This is a genomic window from Mesorhizobium sp. B2-2-4 (genome assembly GCF_006442375.1).
Taxonomy (GTDB): Bacteria; Pseudomonadota; Alphaproteobacteria; order Rhizobiales; family Rhizobiaceae; genus Mesorhizobium.
This window is the reverse complement of the sequence record NZ_VFWB01000001.1, coordinates 206,752-221,217: the sequence shown is the minus strand read 5'-3', so window position 1 is coordinate 221,217 and position 14,466 is coordinate 206,752. Positions and strand designations below refer to the sequence as shown.

17 protein-coding genes are annotated in these 14,466 nt (G+C 63.3%); 16 read left to right on the top strand and 1 reads right to left on the bottom strand.

What is annotated here, in order from left to right; translation table 11 throughout:
* Positions 1-314 precede the first annotated feature (314 nt).
* From FJ959_RS01125 to ruvB, 7 genes are all read left to right on the top strand, one after another.
* The gene (locus tag FJ959_RS01125) at positions 315-695 is read left to right on the top strand and encodes a cbb3-type cytochrome c oxidase subunit I (protein ID WP_140628018.1); all 381 of its coding nucleotides are present in this window, start codon (positions 315-317) and stop codon (positions 693-695) included.
* Between the two features lie 383 nt (positions 696-1,078).
* Positions 1,079-1,612 carry a DUF1465 family protein gene (locus tag FJ959_RS01120; RefSeq protein ID WP_140525047.1) on the top strand — a complete coding sequence of 178 codons (534 nt, stop codon included), beginning with the start codon at positions 1,079-1,081 and terminating at the stop codon, positions 1,610-1,612.
* Positions 1,613-1,704: 92 nt separating this feature from the next.
* A complete protein-coding gene (ruvC, locus tag FJ959_RS01115; RefSeq protein WP_140628015.1) occupies positions 1,705-2,214 on the top strand; it encodes a crossover junction endodeoxyribonuclease RuvC in 510 nt (169 codons plus the stop codon).
* A 55-nt stretch (positions 2,215-2,269) separates the two neighbouring features.
* Positions 2,270-2,539, top strand: a complete 270-nt coding sequence (locus FJ959_RS01110; protein WP_140493211.1) for an AbrB/MazE/SpoVT family DNA-binding domain-containing protein — start codon at positions 2,270-2,272, stop codon at positions 2,537-2,539.
* The gene (locus tag FJ959_RS01105) at positions 2,517-2,936 is read left to right on the top strand and encodes a type II toxin-antitoxin system VapC family toxin (protein WP_140493214.1); all 420 of its coding nucleotides are present in this window, start codon (positions 2,517-2,519) and stop codon (positions 2,934-2,936) included. Before FJ959_RS01110 ends, FJ959_RS01105 begins: the two co-directional genes overlap by 23 nt.
* A 27-nt stretch (positions 2,937-2,963) precedes the next feature.
* Positions 2,964-3,584 carry a Holliday junction branch migration protein RuvA gene (gene ruvA / locus FJ959_RS01100; protein WP_140566844.1) on the top strand — a complete coding sequence of 207 codons (621 nt, stop codon included), beginning with the start codon at positions 2,964-2,966 and terminating at the stop codon, positions 3,582-3,584.
* Positions 3,585-3,627: 43 nt separating this feature from the next.
* Positions 3,628-4,665, top strand: coding sequence for a Holliday junction branch migration DNA helicase RuvB (ruvB, locus tag FJ959_RS01095; protein ID WP_140628012.1), 1,038 nt, complete (start codon positions 3,628-3,630; stop codon positions 4,663-4,665).
* Positions 4,666-4,772: 107 nt separating this feature from the next.
* Here ruvB and FJ959_RS01090 read toward each other — a convergent pair whose 3' ends face one another.
* Complete coding sequence (locus FJ959_RS01090; protein WP_140628009.1) at positions 4,773-6,041, bottom strand: cellulase family glycosylhydrolase; 1,269 nt, start codon at positions 6,039-6,041, stop codon at positions 4,773-4,775.
* 57 nt (positions 6,042-6,098) lie between these two features.
* Here FJ959_RS01090 and ybgC point away from each other — a divergent pair, with 57 nt between their 5' ends.
* The 9 genes from ybgC (at position 6,099) to tilS (ending at position 14,405) form a co-directional block, all read left to right on the top strand.
* Entirely contained in the window at positions 6,099-6,569 is a 471-nt protein-coding gene (ybgC, locus tag FJ959_RS01085) for a tol-pal system-associated acyl-CoA thioesterase (RefSeq protein WP_140566850.1), read from the top strand.
* A 267-nt stretch (positions 6,570-6,836) separates the two neighbouring features.
* The gene (gene tolQ, locus FJ959_RS01080; protein ID WP_140493236.1) at positions 6,837-7,547 is read left to right on the top strand and encodes a protein TolQ; all 711 of its coding nucleotides are present in this window, start codon (positions 6,837-6,839) and stop codon (positions 7,545-7,547) included.
* An 11-nt stretch (positions 7,548-7,558) separates the two neighbouring features.
* Positions 7,559-8,011 (top strand): protein TolR, encoded by a 453-nt coding sequence (tolR, locus tag FJ959_RS01075; protein ID WP_140493239.1) that lies wholly within the window; start codon positions 7,559-7,561, stop codon positions 8,009-8,011.
* A 7-nt stretch (positions 8,012-8,018) separates the two neighbouring features.
* On the top strand, positions 8,019-9,173 hold the full coding sequence (locus FJ959_RS01070) for an energy transducer TonB (RefSeq protein WP_140566853.1): 1,155 nt from the start codon (positions 8,019-8,021) through the stop codon (positions 9,171-9,173).
* A 39-nt stretch (positions 9,174-9,212) separates the two neighbouring features.
* The gene (gene tolB / locus FJ959_RS01065) at positions 9,213-10,523 is read left to right on the top strand and encodes a Tol-Pal system beta propeller repeat protein TolB (RefSeq protein ID WP_140566857.1); all 1,311 of its coding nucleotides are present in this window, start codon (positions 9,213-9,215) and stop codon (positions 10,521-10,523) included.
* A gap of 37 nt (positions 10,524-10,560) precedes the next feature.
* The gene (locus FJ959_RS01060; protein WP_140628006.1) at positions 10,561-11,091 is read left to right on the top strand and encodes a four helix bundle protein; all 531 of its coding nucleotides are present in this window, start codon (positions 10,561-10,563) and stop codon (positions 11,089-11,091) included.
* Between the two features lie 68 nt (positions 11,092-11,159).
* Positions 11,160-11,666, top strand: a complete 507-nt coding sequence (gene pal, locus FJ959_RS01055) for a peptidoglycan-associated lipoprotein Pal (RefSeq protein WP_140493251.1) — start codon at positions 11,160-11,162, stop codon at positions 11,664-11,666.
* A 212-nt stretch (positions 11,667-11,878) separates the two neighbouring features.
* Complete coding sequence (gene ybgF / locus FJ959_RS01050; protein WP_140628003.1) at positions 11,879-13,000, top strand: tol-pal system protein YbgF; 1,122 nt, start codon at positions 11,879-11,881, stop codon at positions 12,998-13,000.
* Between the two features lie 58 nt (positions 13,001-13,058).
* A complete protein-coding gene (gene tilS, locus FJ959_RS01045) occupies positions 13,059-14,405 on the top strand; it encodes a tRNA lysidine(34) synthetase TilS (protein ID WP_140628798.1) in 1,347 nt (448 codons plus the stop codon).
* Positions 14,406-14,466: the final 61 nt, after the last annotated feature.

Genomic DNA, 14,466 nt, shown 5'->3' with positions numbered 1-14,466 from the left:
GTGCCTGATGTAGCGAAGGAAGCGAGCCGTCGCCCGCCCGCCGCTTCGATGGCCAAGCGTGTATCGCCGCGCCTGTTTCGGAACGATGTCGTGAAAAAACCAGTTCTGTTTCAAGTGCCGGCTAACGTAAGGAGCCGCTGATATTGCGAGCGCGCCATCCGGTTTTCTGCTATTATGAGTGGCGTCCGGGGGCGCGACATCGTCCAGAAACAGTGCCGATGCTAGTGCGCCCGCGCCGGGAGCCCGGTGGCGAGAGCAATCGCCTGACGATCAACCCTTTCCCGAAAACGGGAAAGGCAACTTGGGGGAAAGATATGCAAGGGGTAGCACGGAATTTCTTTACGCTGGCCGTTATCTATGCGCTGTGCGGCATGGCGCTCGGCCTGTACATGGCGATCAGCCAGGACCATGGCCAGATGCCGACCCACGCCCATACGATGGTCGCTGGCTGGCTGATGTCGGCGGTCTTCGCCTTCTTCTATCATCTGTTACCGGCGGTCGGACAGAAGACGGTTGCCGTCGTTCACTTCTGGCTGACCGCAATCAGCGGCATCGGCCTTTTGATCGGGCTCTACTTCCTGCTTGGCGGCAATGCCGCGATCGAACCGCTGGTGGCGGCGTCTTCGATGGGTTTCTACGCGGCCTTGCTGCTGTTTGCCTTCATCGCCTTGCCGGCGGTTTGGAAAACGGCCTGAGTCGAGGCCCGGCACATCCTTCAGGAACTGTGCTGTTACGGCACAGTGGCGCGGGGTTCGCTCAAAAAACATCGGCGTCGTTAAGGATTCATTAAGCTTTACAGGCGTTTACTATGCGCATCCAGTGATCTGGATTCTTACCGAGTGGTTGGAGCCACTTTGTTTGACGCCTCCCTGTTAAACTCCTGAGAGCCGCCTTATCCGCGGCTCTTTTTTTGTCCGCTTTCCAGCGATACGGTCCGCACCGGATCGCGTTAACCTTCTGTTAAACATGTGCTTGCCTTCACCCCGGACGAAGCGCATTTTCAAGCTTCAGTTATGTAGGGTTACGGGTGTATCGGCAGTAAGCCGAATCGGCCGGTTGCAAGTGCAGGGGCGTATCGATGAACGAGCCTTCGAAGGGCAGCGCGAAAACCGTCAAGCTGGCGGAACGTCGGGTCTTTTCGCACTCCTTCAAACCGCTCTACCAGGAAGGCATGGGGCTAGTCGAACAGGCGGCGGAGTATCTCGACGGCAAGGGCCGGGCCGAGGCCAAGAAGCTGTCGCGGCTGGCGGCCACGCTTTATGCGGCCGAATCGATGCGGCTGACCACAAGGCTGATGCAGGTCGCCTCGTGGCTGCTTCTGCAGCGCGCCGCGAATTCCGGCGAGATGACCCGCGACCAGGTCGCGTCGGAAAAGTCCAAGGTGCGCCTCGACACCGCCTCCGCCCATGACGAGGCGGCCGGCTGGGCCGAACTGCCCAAGGATTTCCTCGACCTCGTCAACCGGTCGCTGCGCCTGCAGGCACTGGTGCGCCGCATGGACGAGGAGATCTACGGCGCCGGTGCGGTGGTCGACATGCAGCCCTTGAGCCGCCGGCCCAATCCGGTCTCGGACCAGATCAGCCTGCTCAACACGGCTTTCGCCCGCAACTAGGGGGTTCGGAGCATTTCTGGCTCGGCGGGCTGCTGTTTCCGGTTTGTTCACATTTCGCTGGCATCGCTGTCTCCGGGAGGTAGAGTAACCGGATGGGGGACGCGATTCGCATCATCGGTATCGATCCGGGGCTAAGGCGCACCGGCTGGGGCATTGTCGAAAGCCTCGGCAATTCGCTGCGCTTCGTCGCGTCCGGCACGGTGCGTTCCGAAGACAAGGCGGCGCTGGCGACGCGGCTGTGCCAGCTGCATGACGGGTTGGCTGAAATCCTGCATACGGCCATGCCGCATGAGGCGGCCGTCGAACAGACCTTCGTCAACAAGGATGCGGTGGCGACGCTGAAGCTTGGCCAGGCGCGCGGCATCGCCATGCTGGTGCCGGCACGCGCCGGCCTGGTCGTTGCCGAATATGCACCCAATGCCGTCAAGAAGGCGGTGATCGGCGTCGGCCATGGCGACAAGAAGCAGATCCACATGATGGTGAAGGTGCTGCTGCCGAAAGCGACCTTCGACACCGAACATGCCGCCGACGCGCTCGCCATAGCCATTTGCCATGCGCATCACCGGCAAAGCGTCGCCTATCGGATGGCACTTGCCGGTTGACGATGTTCTTGACTTGTTCCCTTGTCTGTCGTAGGTAATACTTTGAGGTATTACCATGCGCGTCACCACCAAAGGCCAAGTCACGATCCCCAAACAGATAAGGGATCACCTGGGTATCCGCCCGGGCTCCGAGGTGGAATTCGTGGCCACCGATGAGGGTGCTCGGCTTGTGGCCGTCAACGAGAATCTCCCGGAGGAGGAGAAATTGCGCAGGTTCAGTAATGTCCTTGACCGGATGGAGGGGACGTTGGATCTGGGTGGCATGACGACCGACGAGTATATGGAGTGGCTGAGGGGGCCGCGTGAAGATCTCGACGTTGATTGACACAAATGTCCTGATCGACGTTTGGGGGCCGGCCGGACCGCTGACAAAATGGTCGGCGTCTGCAATCGCCTCATGCCGCCGCGACGGCGACTTGGTGGTCAATACGATCATCTGGTCTGAACTGGCGCCGCTGATCGCCTCGGAGGCAGCGCTTCGAAAAGCGGTCGACATGCTCGAGATCGATCGCGAGTTTCTGCCCTGGGATGCGGCCTTCCTTGCAGGTGTGACGCATTCCCGTTATCGCCGTGCTGGTGGAATCCGCGAACGAACCTTGCCGGACTTCTTTATTGGCGCTCATGCGACCGTTGCCGGACATCGTCTTTTGACGCGCGACGCCGCGCGTTATCGCAGTTATTTCCCGGACCTTGACATCATTTCTCCTGAAACGCACCCATGAGGGCCTATCTTCCATGAAAGATTTGGCATGATCGGCAAGCTCAAGGGTATGCTCGACGAGATCGACGAGGATCATTGCCTGGTCGACGTGCATGGCGTCGGCTACGTCGCCTACTGCTCGGCGCGCACGCTTGCCGCGCTGCCTTCGCCCGGCGAAGCGGTGGTGCTGTTCATCGAGACCTATGTGCGCGAGGACATGATCCGGCTCTACGGCTTCCAGTCGGTGCTGGAGCGTGAATGGTTCCGGCTGTTGATGAGCAATGTGCAGGGCGTCGGCGCCAAGGTGGCGCTGGCAATCCTGTCGACGCTGGCGCCGGCCGACCTTGCCAACGCGATCGCGCTGCGCGACATCGCTATGGTCTCCCGCGCGCCCGGCGTCGGCAAGAAAGTGGCCGAGCGCATCGTTACCGAATTGAAGAACAAGGCGCCGGCCTATGCCGGTGCCGCGTCGGGCACGATCGGCTTGAAGCAGGAGCTCGGCGAAGGCGTGGCAGCCGCGCCGATCACAGACGCGGTCTCGGCCCTAGTCAATCTCGGCTATTCCCGCGACACCGCCGCCAATGCGGTGGCGGCGGCACTGAAGACGGCGGGCGAGGAGGCGGACGCGTCGAAGCTGATTCGCTTCGGGCTCAAGGAACTGGCGCGATGAGCGCACGCTTGTCCGGTTCCCGGCCATATGCAAGGAAGGCGGCATGAGCCTTGCCCCCCGTCTGATCGCTCCGGAAAAACGCGGCGAGGATGCCGACCAGAGTTTGCGGCCGCAGACGCTTGACGATTTCGTCGGCCAGGCGGCGGTGCGGGCCAACCTCAAAGTGTTCATCGAGGCCGCCAAGGGGCGCAAGGAAGCGCTCGATCATGTGCTGTTCGTCGGGCCGCCAGGTCTAGGCAAGACGACGCTGGCGCAGATCATGGCGCGCGAGCTCGGCGTCAACTTCCGCTCAACCTCCGGACCGGTCATCGCCAAAGCCGGCGATCTCGCCGCACTCTTGACCAATCTCGAAGAAGGCGACGTCCTGTTCATCGACGAGATCCACAGGCTGAATCCTGCGGTGGAAGAGATCCTCTATCCGGCGATGGAGGATTTCCAGCTCGACCTGATCATCGGCGAGGGGCCGGCGGCGCGCTCGGTCAAGATCGATCTTGCCCGTTTCACCCTGGTGGCCGCCACCACGCGGCTCGGCCTGCTCACCAATCCGCTGCGCGACCGCTTCGGCATCCCGGTGCGGCTCAACTTCTACACGGTCGAGGAACTGGAGCAGATCGTGCGGCGCGGCGCACGCATCCTGCAAATGCCGCTCGGCGATGACGGCGCGCTGGAGATCGCGCGGCGCGCGCGAGGCACGCCGCGCATCGCCGGCCGGCTGTTGCGGCGCGTGCGCGATTTCGCTTCGGTCGCCGGCGATGGTCATGTGAACCGCTTGATCGCCGACGAGGCCTTGACCCGGCTGGAGGTCGACGCGCTCGGCCTCGATGCGCTCGACCGCCGGTATCTTTCGATGATCGCGCGCAATTTCGGCGGCGGGCCGGTCGGCATCGAGACGATCGCCGCCGGCCTGTCCGAGCCGCGCGATGCCATCGAGGACATCATCGAGCCCTATCTCATCCAGCAGGGTTTCATCCAGCGCACGCCGCGCGGCCGTGTGCTGACGGCCAATGCCTGGCGCCACCTCGGCCTCGACGCGCCGAAGGACCTGGCGCAACAGCAGATCAATTTATTCCAGGAAGAATAGCGGCCCCCGGCGGCGGCGTTCGGGCCGGCGATCAAGCGTCGCAACCGCTTTGCGGTGTGCGACCGGAGATCTTGCTGATCGATCCCGGCGGTGTGGAGCAACGGCGCTCAGTGAAGCGACCGGATCACGTCCAGCACATCGTGCTCGGCCTTTTCGCCGTTGAAAGCATCGACGATGCCGAAAGCGCCGCCGTAACTCCAGACCGACCAGGAGAAGCCATGCGCCTCGGCGCGCGCGATCATGTCCCGGACATAGGCGGCACGATAGCCGGCCGGCATCACATAGGGATTGCCGTATTCCTGGCGGATCATGCCGAACTCGCCCAGCGTGACGTTTTCCGGCCTGATGCGGTTGGCCTTCGCCCAGGCATCGACGGCCTTGAATGGGGCGTCCATGAGACCAAGCAGCTTGGCGTCGGTGTCCATGCTGGCTACCTGCTCGTCGAGATAGGCAAGCAGCCCGCCCTGCCGCGCCCAAGGTGCCTCGGTCTTGGTCCTGGCGCGGATGGCGTCGAGCGTGACGTCGAGCTCAGCCGGCGGCACCGCGGTCAGCGGGTAGGGCAGGCCGGTCACATAGGGAATGAAATCGCCGGCCCAGGTCGCGCCCTGATGGGTAAGCAGGAACGGATCGTAGGAATGGAAGGTCCAGATGACGTTGTCGTCCGGGATCGCCATCGGATCGATTTTTTCCAGCGACGACGCCGCGGAATAGCAGGCCCCGGTCAGCACAAGCGTCAATCTCGTCGCCGAAGAACGCGCCGCGGCGAACAACCTCTGCTGGCGTTGCGGCCACAGGCTGGTGCCGTCGGCGTCGCAGTCGACGATCGGTTCGTTCATCGGTTCGAAGGCCACTTGCCCCGGATCTTCCCCGGCGAGCGTGTGCGCCATCTTGCGCACCACCTCGACATAGGCATCGAATGTCACCGGGTTGTTCATCACCTCGGCCATGCCGATCTTGCGCCCACTGCCGGCGGGGATCAGATGCATGTCGACGACAACCTTCAGGCCGGCGCGGTTGATCATGCGGACAGAGTCCAGCACGCTGGCATAGAGATCCTCGCGCAAGGCCATCGTATTTTCGGAAAGGAAGGGCGAAGGATCGACCGGCATGCGCAGGAAATCGAAGCCTGCATGCTTCAAAGCCTCGAGATCGTCGTCCTTGAGAAATTTGCGCCATTCCGGGTAGGGCAGGATGGCCTTGGCGTTGCCCCATTGGTCTTCGCCCGGCCAGGTCACCCACTGGTCGAGATTGAGCCCGCGCTTCATGGAGAAGGTCGCGGCCTGGCTCGGCCCGGCCAGAGCCATCACGACGAACAGAGCCATCACCACGAACAGCGCCGTCACCAAGGTCTTGATCATCGCCGTCAACAGTGCCATCCGATGCCATGTCACGCGCGGCACAGGTGCCTTGCCGCGACTGAAAAAGGAAGCGCAATGGACGATCATGGTGAATCCGCGACCTTGCTGGCGGGGATTTCCGGTGCGCTGACGGCGTTCGGCCATCGGCTGATGGCGCGGGTCTATTATGCCGACACCGATTTCTCCGGCGTCGTCTACCACGCCCGCTATCTCGAATTCCTCGAGCGCGGCCGCTCCGACTATCTGAGGCTGAGCGGCGTCCACCACACCGAACTTGCCGATGGCAAGCATGGCCAAAGAATAGTCTGGGTGGTGCGTCGCATGGAGATCGACTTCCGCATCCCGGCCCGCATGGACGACATCCTGACGATCGACACCCGGACCGAGGAAATCTCCGGCGCGCGCATCTTCATGGCCCAGCAGCTCAAGCGCGGCGACGAGGTGCTGGTCGAGGCCAGGGTGGAGGCGGCGATCATCGGCGAGAATGGCCGGCCACGCCGCTTCCCCAGGGAGTGGATAGCAGCGTTCATACCCAAGGCGGGCTAAAAGGCCGACGTCGTTGGTATCGCCGGCGCCGGCTTGAAGCGCGGCAATGCGCCGCGTCTGGTGGACTAACCCATCCTTAACCATAACGGTTCATGAAGAGATTGGTGAAGATTGGCGCTATCCAGCGCCTTCCTTTCACCAACATTTGCCCCGAAAAGGCCGCGAAAGGCACGTTTTGGGGTTGTTCCGGTAGCTTCGCGCGAACCGACCACAAGGGATGCCAGGGGCCAGCCGCCAGCTTCGCCCGGAAATCTTAAGGACGTTACGATGGAAAATATCGCACTCGCCGAACCGGGCGCGCAATTGTCGATTTGGGCGCTGTTCATGCAGGCCAGCTGGGTGGTCAAGCTGGTCATGATCGGGCTGCTCTGCGCCTCGGTCTGGACCTGGGCGATTATCGTCGACAAGCTCGTATCCTATGCCCGCATGCGGCTGGCGCTGAACCGGTTCGAGCAGGTGTTCTGGTCGGGGCAGTCGCTGGAGGAGCTTTACCGAACGTTGGCCGACCGCAAGACATCGGGCATGGGCGCCATCTTCGTTGCTGCCATGCGCGAGTGGAAGAAGAGTTTCGAAAAAGGCGCCAAGACGCCGCTCGGCTTGCAAACCCGCATCGATAAGGCGATGGACCTGGCGCTGACCCGCGAGATGGAGAAGCTCGAAGGCCGCCTCGGCTTCCTCGCAACCACGGGCTCGGCGGCCCCGTTCATCGGCCTGTTCGGCACCGTCATCGGCATCATGACGTCGTTCCAGGCGATCGCCGGCTCCAAGAACACCAGCCTGTCGGTGGTCGCGCCCGGCATCGCCGAGGCGCTGCTGGCGACCGCCATCGGCCTGCTCGCCGCCATTCCGGCCGTCATCGCCTACAACAAGCTGTCATCGGATGCGAGCAAGATCGCGGTGCGCATGGAAGGGTTCTCCGACGAGTTCTCCGCCATACTCTCGCGCCAAATCGATGAAAAAGTAGCGCCGAAGGCCTGAGGAGTAAGCCGATGGGAATGTCCGTAGGCATGGCTGGACGCGGCGGGCGCGGCCACAGGCGGCGCGGCCGCCATCATGGCCTCATCGCCGAAATCAACGTCACGCCGATGGTCGACGTGATGCTGGTTCTGTTGATCATCTTCATGGTCGCGGCGCCGCTTTTGACGGTCGGCGTGCCGATCGATCTGCCGGATACGCAGGCCAAGGCGATGAATGCCGACACCCAGCCGATCACCGTTTCGATCAATGCCGCCGGCCAGATCTATCTTCAGGAGACCGAAATCCCGATCGAGGAATTGGTGGCGAAGCTGCAGGCGATCTCGAAGACCGGCTATGACGAGCGCATCTTCATCCGCGGCGACAAGTCCACCGACTATGGCACGGCGATGAAGGTGATGGCCCGCATTTCGGCCGCCGGCTACAAGAATATCGGGCTGGTTTCACTGCAGGAACAGGATCAATAGACCCACTATGAGGACCGGCCTCACCACATCGGTGATCATGCATGCGGCGCTGATTGGCTTCGGCCTGTTCACGCTGTCGGCACCGGCCGCGCTTCCGTCGGCCGACGTCGAGTCGGTCGCTGTCGACATCGTGCCGATCGAAGCCACTGCCCAGGTGCTGCAGGGCGACAAGAAATCGGTGGTGCATGAAAAGCCGGCGCCCTTGCCCACGCAGCGTCCCGATGTGGTGCCGGATGCGCAGAAGGTCGGCGAGAACAGCGTCGATGCCGACAAGCCGATAACGCCCGAGGCCAAGCCGAAGCCGGTCGACATGACGTCGGCTCCGGCGCCGGCGCCAACGCCGATCGAAAAGCCGAAGACCGAGGACGTGCCGAAGCCGCAGGAAAAGCCCAAGCCGACGCCGGCCACGGAAGTGGCTCCCGCGCCGCAGCCCAAGGAAGAGGTCAAGCCCGAGCCGGTCAAGCAGACCGAGCCGAAGCCGGCGCCGGCCAAGGAGCCGACGCCCGCACCGCCACAGGACAAGACCGCGGCCATCGAGCCGACGCCCGAGGTGAAGCCGGACGCGGTCGCCCAGGCGATCGCCAAGGACCAGCCTGACGATGCCCAACTGCCGGACTCCGCGCCCGCGCCTCAGGCGCGGCCGAAGCCGCAGCCGGCACAGGCCGAAAGCGCCAAGGCGCCGGAGCGCAAGGACGCCGACAAACCGGTCAAGGAGGCTTCATCCAAGCCGAAATCGGAGGACAAGCAGTTCAATTCCGATGAGATCTCGGCCCTGCTGGACAAGCAGAAGCCCTCCGGCGGCGGCGCCAAGCGTTCGACACAGCAGGCTTCGCTCGGCGGCGAGAAGGACCAGGGCCAGAAGCTGTCGAGATCAGAACTGGGCGCCCTGTCGGATCAGCTTGGCGGTTGCTGGACATTGCCGGCGGGGCTGGAGGGCTCGGAGAACTTCGTCGCCGTGGTCATGTTCAACCTCGACCCCTCGGGCAAGCTGGATGGCCGGCCCACCGTCGAGAAATCGAGCGGGAATCGCCAATTCGATGAAAGCGCCGTGCGTGCGGTTCAGAAATGCAACATGGCCGGCCTTCAGGTTCCGGCGGGCAAACAGGACATCTGGGCCCAGGTCCGTGTCACTTTCGATCCGAGGGAAATGCTTGGCCTTTGAGGCCTGCCCTGCAGAATCAGTGAAGAGAAGCGAGAAGACATGAAATTCATCCTCAAGCCGCTCCTGATGGTCGCGACAATAGCGCTGGGCTCGATGGCCGGCGCCGTCATGCCTGCGTGGGCGCTCGTCGAGATCAACGTCAACAAGGGCAATGTCGAGCCGCTGCCGATCGCCATCACCGATTTCCAGTCGGGCGATGGGCTTGGCGCGCAGATTTCCGGCATCGTCACCGCCGACCTGAAGCGCTCGGGCCTGTTCGCACCGATCGACAAAAGCGCCTTCATCGAGAAGATCGCCAATCCTGACGCAGCGCCTCGCTTCGACGACTGGAAGGTGATCAATGCCCAGGCTCTGGTCACCGGCAGCGTCAGCAAGGAGGCCGACGGGCGCATCCGCGCGCAGTATCGGCTGTGGGACACGTTCGCTGGACAGCAGATGTCGGGCGAACAATTCTTCGCTAACGACGCCAATCAACGACGCGTCGCTCACATCATCGCCGACGCCATCTACGAGCGGCTGACCGGCGAGAAGGGCTATTTCGACACGCGCGTCGTTTTCATCGACGAGTCCGGCGCCAAGAATGCGCGCAAGAAGCGCCTCGCCATCATGGACCAGGACGGCGCCAATGTGCGCTATCTCTCGGACGGCAGGGCGATCGTCTTGACGCCGCGCTTCTCGCCGAACCGGCAGGAAATCACCTACATGTCCTATGAGAGCGGCCAGCCGCGGGTGTATCTCCTGCAGATCGAGACCGGCCAGCGCGAACTGGTCGGCAATTTTCCGGGCATGACGTTTGCGCCGCGCTTTTCGCCGGATGGCCAGAAGGTGATCATGAGCCTGCTGCGCGACGACGGCAATTCCAACATCTTCGCCATGGACCTCAGGAGCCGCTCGACGACCCGGCTCACCAACTCGACCGCCATCGACACTTCGCCTTCCTATTCGCCCGACGGCAGCAAGGTGGTGTTCACCTCCGACCGCGGCGGCCGCGCGCAGATCTATGTGATGGGCGCCGACGGTTCGGGCCAGACCCGCATCTCCTTCGGCGACGGGGTCTATTCGACGCCGGTGTGGTCGCCGCGCGGCGATCTCATCGCCTTCACCAAGCAGACCGGCGGCGAATTCCAGATCGGCGTTATGAAGACCGACGGTTCGGGCGAGCGCATCCTGTCATCCGGCTTCCAGCAGGAAGGACCGACCTGGGCGCCGAACGGCCGCGTGCTGATGTTCTTCCGCGATTCCGCCGGCGGCCCGAAACTGGTTTCTGTCGATCTCACCGGCCGCAACGAGCAGTCGATCCCGACCGCGAACTTTGCCTCCGATCCGGCCTGGTCGCCGCTGCTGGAGTGAGAGGAATTGGAGAAATGAAGAAATGAAGAATTGAGGGATGGAGAGAGAAGCGGGTTACATCAAGCGCGCGAAGGATTTGGATGTCTATAGGCACGCTTATGGGGTTTCCCTCGACGTCCACAAGGCCACGCTTGTTTTTCCGAAAATGGAACAATACGCGTTGGCTGACCAAATGCGGCGATCCAGCAAGGCGATCTGTGCCAATCTGGCTGAAGGATTTGCCAAACAGACCCATTCCAGGCCCGAATTTGCGCGTTTCATTTCGATGGCCATGGGATCATGCAGCGAAGTAGAGACGTGGATTTCGTATGCGTTCGACCTTGGCTACATCACCCACGCGCAGCGCGATGAATGGCTTCAATCCTATGTCCATATCTATGGAATGCTGGTGAATCTCAGGAAGAAGTTGAAATGCCCCTTTTCCTCAATTCCTCAATTCCTCAATTCTCCATTTCCACCTCTTTGTCGCGTTTTGGCCGCATTTCCGCCTAGGGTCCGCGCCAACTGTGGCCCGGATCAAAGGGCTGCGGACGGGCGGCCTAAACCAAATTTTAACCGTGTTTCTTGAATGCCGGTTAACCCAAACGTGGTTACTGGGTGATCAACGAAATCACTCGAATGCGAAGGAGAGGCGGCATGAGCCGTATCGCAGCACTTACCAGAAATCCCGTCATGATCGCGCTGGTGGCGATGCTCGCCATTGCCGGTTGCGCTTCGAAGAAGACGCCCAACAGCGCCGCCGATCTCGGCCTCAACGGCGCCGGTGCCGCAACGCCCGGATCGGCGCAGGACTTCACCGTCAATATCGGCGACCGCATCTTCTTCGACACGGACTCCTCCTCGATCCGCGCCGACGCCCAGACGACGCTGTCGCGCCAGGCGCAGTGGCTGAACCAGTACAAGCAGTATGCGATCGTCGTTGAAGGCCATGCCGACGAACGCGGCACGCGCGAATACAATTTGGCGCTCGGTGCCCGCCGTGCCGCCGCCACGCGCGACTTCCTGGTCTCCAAGGGCGTCTCCGCCAACCGCCTGAAGACCATTTCCTACGGCAAGGAACGGCCGGTCGCGGTTTGCGACGACATCTCCTGCTGGTCGCAGAACCGCCGCGCGGTCACCACGCTCAGCGGCGCCGGTTCCTGACATTTTTCGCGCGTCGAGCGACGCGCGAAAAACACGACGACAAAAATGCAACACAGGTTTGCGAAAGGCGGCTGAAAGGCCGCCTTTTTCATGTTTGGTCCCTTCAAACAAAATTTGGCCGAAGTCTCGCGTCCTGCTATGAGCCGAGGGCGCTTGGCTGGTCCCATACCGATTGGAAAGCGCGAACAAGCTAACGACACGGCGAGAGGCATATGCATTTGAGATCAGTTCTGAGCGGCACGCTTGCACTGCTGCTCCTTTCAGGCGTCACCGCGATGGCGGGTGGCTTAGGGACTGATGGCACGGGACAGCCAGCCGACAGCGGCTTCTCGTTCCATCTGCCCAGCATCGAGTTGCCTGGCGTTTTCGGCGAAAAGAAGAAGTCGGACCAGGTTCAGTTCGCGCAGCAGTCGACTGGCACAGGCGCCACCGGGCTCGAGGACCAACTGCGCCAGATGAACGGCAAGATCGAGGAACTGAACTTCCAGATCCTGCAAATGCAGGAGCAGATCCGCAAACAGCAGGAAGACAACGAGTTCCGCTTCCAGCAGCTCGAAGGCGGTACGCAGGGTGCGCAGCAGCCGGCCGGGCAGAAGAAGTCACAGGCCGCGCCCGCCGACAGCGATGACAGCGTGGCCGAGGCGCCGGCCACGCAACCGCCCGCGAAGGCCGACAATCGGGCAGCGGCCGGCCAGTCGGCTGGCGGCGGCCAGAGCGTCGAGGACGTCATCGTCGAATCCTCTGACGGTGATCCGGGCAAGGTGATCCCCGGAACGGGAGCGCCCGAAAAGACCTTCGGCAGCATCACCGTCGACAAGAACGGCAATGTGGTCGATGCCGGCGGCAGCACGCAGGCGACCGCACCGGCGCAGGATGTCGCTCCAGCCACCGGCGCTCCGGCCAAGAGCGGCAAGTCCGACGGCACGGTGGTTGCGGCGCTGCCTTCCACGAACGATCCCGAGGAGCTCTACCGCAACTCCTACCAGTTCATCCTTTCGGGCGACTACGGCACCGCCGAACAGGGCTTTCGCGACCACATCGCGCGTTTTCCCCGTGACGCGAAAACGGCGGATGCGCACTATTGGCTGGGCGAATCGCTGCTTGGCCAGCAGAAATACCGCGATGCCGCGGAGGTCTTCCTCGCCGCCAGCAAGGACTATCCCAAGGCCAAGAAGGCCCCCGACATGCTGCTGAAGCTCGGCGTGTCGCTGGTCGGCCTGAAGCAGCACGACGTGGCCTGCGCCACCTTCAGCGAGGTCGGCAAGCGCTACCCCGACATTTCCAACACGCTCAAGGAGCGCGTGAAGCAGGAAAAGGCCCTGGCGGCGTGCTAGCCCTTCTCCTGCCTGCCGTTGCCTTGCCCTCGGAGCCGTGTTCGGGCGACATGCATTGATGCTCGACACCGAGCCTGATCTTTCGAAAGACCTTTTTTCGCACATCGACTTTACCAGCGGCGCCGTTGCGGCCGTATCCGGCGGCAGCGACTCGACCGCCCTACTTCTCCTTCTCAAACGACATCTCGACCGAACCGCGCCGTCCGCGAAGCTGCTGGCGGTGACGATCGACCACGGTTTGCGGCAGGGCGCGGCGGCCGAAGCGGAAGCGGTGGCCAGGCTTTGCGCCGCGCACGCCATCGCGCACCGCATCGTCGCCTGGTCCGGACGCAAGCCGTCGACCGGGCTGCCGGCCGCCGCGCGGGAGGCTCGCTACCGGCTGCTGGCCGAGGCGGCGCGGGAGGAAGGCCTCGGTCTGATCGTGACCGGTCACACGGCGGACGACCAGGCCGAGACGGTGCTGATGCGGCTAGTCCGAGGCAAGGGCGCCCGCGGCCTTGCCGGCATGGCGCCGGTCACCTTGCACGACTGGCACGAATGGATCGTGCGGCCGCTCCTTGGCATTCGGCGCGCGGCTTTGCGCAACTTCCTGCGGCGCGAGCATGTCGGCTGGGCCGAGGACCCGACCAATGCCGACGCGGCCTTCGAGCGACCGCGCATGCGCGCGGCACTGGCCGGCGCTGACGGTGCGCAGCGCATCGATGACGCATTGACGCTGGCGGCGCGCGAGAGCGAGGCGCGCAGCCGGCTTGGCATCCGCGCCGCGGATTTAATCGCGCGCTTCGCCAGCCAGCCGGCGCCGGGTCTTGTCCGCCTCGATCCGACCCTGCTTTCGGCCGGCGACGATTCGGCGGCCGTCTATGCGCTGCGCATCCTCCTCGCCACAAGCGGGGGCGTTGCGTTTCTGCCGGACCAGGCGCGATGCGAGGCGCTGTTCGGTAGGCTGAAGGCTGGATTTCTTTGCGCCACATTGTCGCGGACGGTGGTCGATTCCAGGCGCGCCGGCATCTTTCTGCGCCGCGAGACGCGAGGCTTGCCGCCTGTGGTCGCGGCCACCGGCGGGCTGCTCTGGGACGGCCGCCGGAACATCACGTTGGACGACGGCGGCAGTGCATTGTTGATCGCGCCGTTCGGGGCAGCGGCGGCGAAGCGTCTGGCAATCGCGGAAGGCGAGACGCCGCGCAGCCTCGTGCGCGCCGCGCTGGCCTGCGAGCCGGCATCGCGGCAAGCCGTTGAAAATCCTGGCCTGCCTCAGGGTGGGCAGGCGTCGCCGGGGTTCACGGCACAGGCCGTCGTCGCCCCCTTTGCCCGCTTCCTGCCGTCCTTCGACCTGGCGCCGGCGCGGGCCGTCGCCGAATTGATCGGCGCACCGTTGCCTCCCGCCCTGCCTTTCAAGCGGCCATAGCGCCGGTCGGTCATGGGCGAAAGCTTAACCCACACGTGCTGTTCTGCTTGGCAAGGGGGGG

Bases quoted from the DNA above. Each gene is read 5' to 3' on its own strand.
- tolQ (WP_140493236.1), top strand. From the start codon at position 6,837: ATGGAAAATATCGCACTCGCCGAACCGGGCGCGCAATTGTCGATTTGG.
- FJ959_RS01120 (WP_140525047.1), top strand. From the start codon at position 1,079: ATGAACGAGCCTTCGAAGGGCAGCGCGAAAACCGTCAAGCTGGCGGAA.
- ybgF (WP_140628003.1), top strand. From the start codon at position 11,879: ATGCATTTGAGATCAGTTCTGAGCGGCACGCTTGCACTGCTGCTCCTT.
- ybgC (WP_140566850.1), top strand. From the start codon at position 6,099: ATGGACGATCATGGTGAATCCGCGACCTTGCTGGCGGGGATTTCCGGT.
- ruvC (WP_140628015.1), top strand. From the start codon at position 1,705: ATGGGGGACGCGATTCGCATCATCGGTATCGATCCGGGGCTAAGGCGC.
- tilS (WP_140628798.1), top strand. From the start codon at position 13,059: ATGCTCGACACCGAGCCTGATCTTTCGAAAGACCTTTTTTCGCACATC.
- FJ959_RS01110 (WP_140493211.1), top strand. From the start codon at position 2,270: ATGCGCGTCACCACCAAAGGCCAAGTCACGATCCCCAAACAGATAAGG.
- FJ959_RS01090 (WP_140628009.1), bottom strand. From the start codon at position 6,041: ATGGCACTGTTGACGGCGATGATCAAGACCTTGGTGACGGCGCTGTTC.
- ruvA (WP_140566844.1), top strand. From the start codon at position 2,964: ATGATCGGCAAGCTCAAGGGTATGCTCGACGAGATCGACGAGGATCAT.
- FJ959_RS01060 (WP_140628006.1), top strand. From the start codon at position 10,561: ATGGAGAGAGAAGCGGGTTACATCAAGCGCGCGAAGGATTTGGATGTC.
- FJ959_RS01125 (WP_140628018.1), top strand. From the start codon at position 315: ATGCAAGGGGTAGCACGGAATTTCTTTACGCTGGCCGTTATCTATGCG.
- tolR (WP_140493239.1), top strand. From the start codon at position 7,559: ATGGGAATGTCCGTAGGCATGGCTGGACGCGGCGGGCGCGGCCACAGG.
- pal (WP_140493251.1), top strand. From the start codon at position 11,160: ATGAGCCGTATCGCAGCACTTACCAGAAATCCCGTCATGATCGCGCTG.
- tolB (WP_140566857.1), top strand. From the start codon at position 9,213: ATGAAATTCATCCTCAAGCCGCTCCTGATGGTCGCGACAATAGCGCTG.
- ruvB (WP_140628012.1), top strand. From the start codon at position 3,628: ATGAGCCTTGCCCCCCGTCTGATCGCTCCGGAAAAACGCGGCGAGGAT.
- FJ959_RS01070 (WP_140566853.1), top strand. From the start codon at position 8,019: ATGAGGACCGGCCTCACCACATCGGTGATCATGCATGCGGCGCTGATT.